The organism is Sphingomonas astragali (genome assembly GCF_051400615.1).
GTDB lineage: Bacteria > Pseudomonadota > Alphaproteobacteria > Sphingomonadales > Sphingomonadaceae > Sphingomonas.
On sequence record NZ_JBLFFH010000004.1, the window covers coordinates 1 to 3,881 of the forward strand.

Genomic DNA, 3,881 nt, shown 5'->3' on the forward strand with positions numbered 1-3,881 from the left:
CACCTCGCCGACCACGCCCAAGCCGCGCGCCGCCAAGAAGAACAACAAGTGCGGCGTGTTCGGACAGGTGCTGCTGGCGGCGGTGGCGATCGCGGTGAGCGTGGTGGTGACGCCGGCGATCGGCGGCGGGGTACTGGGCGGGATCGGTGGGAGCGTGGCGGGCAGTGTCGCCAGCCAGGGGCTGGGGGTCGCGACCGGCATCCAGGACCAGTTCAGCTGGAAGGGCGTGGCGCTGGCGGGGATCAGCGGCGGGGTGGGCGCCGGGATCGGCAGTCTCGGGCTCGACAAGATCGGCGGCAGCGCGTTCCTGGGCGATGTCGCGCGCGGTGTCGCGGGCAATGCGCTGACGCAGGGCATCGCGGTGGCGACGGGCTTGCAGTCGAAGTTCGACTGGGCGGGGGTCGCGGTCGGCGGCGTGGTGGGTGGAGCGGTCGGCACGGTCGGGCGCGAGCTCGGGGTGCAATCGTTCGCCGGGAACGCGTCGGCGGGCAACGTGGCCGGCGCCGCGCTCGCCGGCACCGCCGGCGCGCTCGCGGGCGCGGCGGCACGCAGCCTGATCAAGGGCACCGACTTCGGCGACAACATTCTCGCCGTTCTTCCGGACGCGATCGGCAGTACCATCGGGAATCTGGTGGCCACGCAGGTGGCCGGGAATGGTCGTAGCTCGAACTCGGGCGCGACCGCCCAGAATGAGCCGGTCCCCGGCGAGGGTGGGATTGCGTTCAATCCAAACGTGCTGGACAGGTTCCGTGCCGAAGCGGTGTTGACGATGGCCGGCGGCAACGTCGATGTCGCCCGTCGATCCATCCTCATGTTGTACGGGCCGAGTCAGGGCGAAGCTGTCGCCAACGCGGTCTCGCCCGGCCAGATTCTCCACGACATCACCTTCACCGGCGGCGTGGGATACGATGGAACGAGCGACGCGGTTCTGACGGCGGGCGATTATTGGAGCCCGGATTTCAGCAGATACGGCCACAATGAACTCACCGGCTCCAACAGCGGAGTATGGGTCGATAACAGCGAAGTCATGCAGCGGGCCTATGTCGGCCTTGCCAATTTCGACCGTCAGCTTGGCCTTCTCGGAGTCGCGAGTGTCGGCGGTGGCTTCGCGGGAGCCGGCGTTGCGCTGGCTGGCGGCGCGCTGGGGTTGGGCGGCTCATTGCTCCTGGTTGACTCGGCCGTGGGTTCGGCCGCTTCCGGCATTCCCGTGCGCAGCGCGCTCGGGCAGGAGAACACGGTCGGTACGTTCGTCACCGATGTGGCCCTTGGCGTGGCCGGCGGCTACGTTCTCGGAGGTGCGCTCGGCCGCGTATTGTCTCTGGCCGGGGATAGGGTTGCCTCCGCAGCCGCAGAGGGTGGCGCAGCTAAATTTCTCAACCAAGGTTTTTCACCGGCGCAAGCCGACTATCTTGCAGCACCATATGAAGGGATGGGGCATCATTTCATCCCGCGCCGCGTCGGTCTGCCAGAGGCTATAGGCGACAGTCCTCTGAATGTTTTGAAACCGAGCGGCATTAGCCGGGGAGATTTTTACGAACTTCACTACCAGGTCGATCGGTCTTTTTATGGGACTGCTTTCCCCAAATCGGTGGGAGGGACGTGGAGCGGTCGTTCTCTTGGTTTGGAGAAATATAGTGGTGCCCAGCGGCTATGGTATGCAAGCCCAACGCCTCTTAAGGTCACTGTCGGAGGTGCAGCTGCCGCCGGTGCTGCGGGGGGCTATTGGTATTACGGGAGTGATAAATGAGCGAGCTGAGGACCTTCGCGACATTCGACGCCGAGTTGCCAGATGATTCAGAATTTTCTGAATCCGGAGACATTTTGGTTCCGGGAGGACGTGGTGTTTGCCTTTTAATCATGCAGCTCTTGCAAGAAATTGGCCTTGACGTCTCCCAGCCAGAGCAACACCAATTTTACGGGTGGGAATTGAACGGAGAATTAAACGGCAGCAAATTTTGGTTCCTATTGCAATATCCGGAGTCATGGCTGCTGATTGTTGAAGATAAAACGGGACTTATCGCGCGATTGAAAACTGAAAGAATGTCACTTCAAGAACTACTTGACGACCTTGGAAAAAAGCTGACCGCAGATCACCGCATTCACGGTATCCAGTGGTTCACGAAGAAGGAATATGAGAGCGGCGTGACTCTCGGGAACAAATTTCCTTAGCCGCAAAGGGAGCAATACCCACGGTTGGCGGACGTCTGCCGATCAATAGTAAATACGCCGGGCGGATTCACCCTTCGGGTGTGGAGTTCACAGAACAAGGCTTCCCAATTTTTAGGCCGTACAGCCAGGCCGAGGTTGAAATCCCCGATCTGATCGAATCGATTCACGTCTCGCGAACGAGGCTATGGGTTACCCAAGTACCCCGAGGGGCTATGTTTGGCACCATGTCGAAGACGGGGCCACTATGCAGCTCATACCTCAGGGAGTACATAATTCAGTGAGGCACACAGGCGGCGCGGCCGTTATCAGAAACGGAGGCTTCGATTAATGGCAATCTCGCTACCTCGCACCGGTGCAGCATCGGATGCCTCTATGGCGACCCTTGTCGAAAAATACGGGAATTTGCCGTCTGAGTACGCTGAATTTCTAGCTATTCACGATGGCGCAAAGCCGCCTTCAAACGTGCTTGAAGGAACGAATTATAGCGTGGGTATAAGGGACTTTCTGCCTGCCTCGGAAATCATTAACAGGGCCAATTCGATTGAAGGCCTTTCGATCAATTTGCTGCCTTTCGGCGAGGATGAATCTGGCAATTTTGTCTGTATTGGTATGAAAGATCACCGGGTTTATTTTTGGGATCATGAAATCGATAGCACCAAAGTGGTTGCTAAGAGTTTTGCTGATTTCCTCAGGAGATTGGAGCCGTTTGACCTTTCGTCTGTAAAATTGAAGCCTGGACAGGTGAAACGCATTTGGGTGAACCCAGACTTCAAGCCGGAATTCTGATCCATGGCATAATTTAATCGCCGCAGAGAGTGCGGAATTTATCAATCTGGTTCACCGATGCAGCAGCCACCCTTGCAATGTAGGAATTCGCCTGCTTGGCTCGCGCGGTCCGACCTGTCGGGCATTGGTCCGCTCTTTGAGTCCGTCGATCTTGTCCCTGTCGCGCCGGTGCCGCGTTCTTGGCGCGCTGGTGCCGCGTAGGTGTCGCGTCCGCGGCGCATCACGGTCGCGTTCCTGTCGCTTCCGCTCGCAAACACCTGACCTGAGTCAACTTAGTCAACATTTTCGGTGCTGTGGAGCTACAACGCGGTCGGCAACATCCGCAGCCGCAAGGCGAGCTACCACGTCATCACCGACCAGGGTGCGGCGTCGTCATCGCTGGTGCCGAGCGAGAGCTGGTTCCTCTATGACAGCATGAACCGGATGACGCTGTCGGGAGGGCGGCTGGTGAGCGGCGCGGTCACCGGCGGCACGGCGATCACCTATGACGCGGGCGGGCGTCGGCGGACGGCGGCGACGAGCTACCAGGCGACCGCGACGGTGGCCAACCCCAATTACGATCCGTTCGGGAAGCCGACCGGGGGCAACACGCCGACGCTCGAGGTGCCCTATACGGCGCAGACGCTGGAGACCTACGACTATGACGCGTCCGGCAATCTGTGGAAGGTGTGGATCGCGGGCGGAGGCTATGAGGACAATGGCAACGGGGGCGCCGACCCGATCCTGCCGTCGCAGACGACGCCGCGGCTGAAGGGGCAGTACGGCTACGACGGGCTGAACCGGCTCGTCCGGCAGCAGGACTGGACGGGGGACGGCAGCGGGGTCGCCTACGACCGGCAGGTCAGCTACGACGGCAAGGGCCGGGTGGACAGCGAGACGGTGTCGCAGCGCCAGGGGACGGCGACGGTCACCACCACGACCGTGAA

The 3,881-nt window shown here is 60.8% G+C and carries 4 protein-coding genes and 1 pseudogene; all 5 read left to right on the top strand.

The features are described from left to right. A pseudogene (locus ACMGER_RS18075) lies at positions 1-1,747 on the top strand (hypothetical protein); the annotation flags it as partial. Continuing rightward, positions 1,744-2,169: a hypothetical protein gene (locus ACMGER_RS18080; RefSeq protein WP_436813572.1), complete on the top strand. Its 426-nt coding sequence runs from the start codon at positions 1,744-1,746 to the stop codon at positions 2,167-2,169. The pseudogene ACMGER_RS18075 and the gene ACMGER_RS18080, both read left to right, overlap by 4 nt. A 184-nt stretch (positions 2,170-2,353) precedes the next feature. Further along, complete coding sequence (locus ACMGER_RS18085; protein WP_436813573.1) at positions 2,354-2,497, top strand: HNH endonuclease signature motif containing protein; 144 nt, start codon at positions 2,354-2,356, stop codon at positions 2,495-2,497. A 44-nt stretch (positions 2,498-2,541) separates the two neighbouring features. Continuing rightward, positions 2,542-2,955: an SMI1/KNR4 family protein gene (locus tag ACMGER_RS18090; RefSeq protein ID WP_436813574.1), complete on the top strand. Its 414-nt coding sequence runs from the start codon at positions 2,542-2,544 to the stop codon at positions 2,953-2,955. 288 nt (positions 2,956-3,243) lie between these two features. Beyond that, positions 3,244-3,881, top strand: a 638-nt coding sequence (locus tag ACMGER_RS18095; RefSeq protein WP_436813575.1) for a hypothetical protein, incomplete at its 3' end; no start/stop codon positions are given.

Excerpts from the sequence above, each read along its gene's own strand:
- ACMGER_RS18085 (WP_436813573.1), top strand. The coding sequence starts at position 2,354 with ATGGGTTACCCAAGTACCCCGAGGGGCTATGTTTGGCACCATGTCGAA.
- ACMGER_RS18090 (WP_436813574.1), top strand. The coding sequence starts at position 2,542 with ATGGCGACCCTTGTCGAAAAATACGGGAATTTGCCGTCTGAGTACGCT.
- ACMGER_RS18080 (WP_436813572.1), top strand. The coding sequence starts at position 1,744 with ATGAGCGAGCTGAGGACCTTCGCGACATTCGACGCCGAGTTGCCAGAT.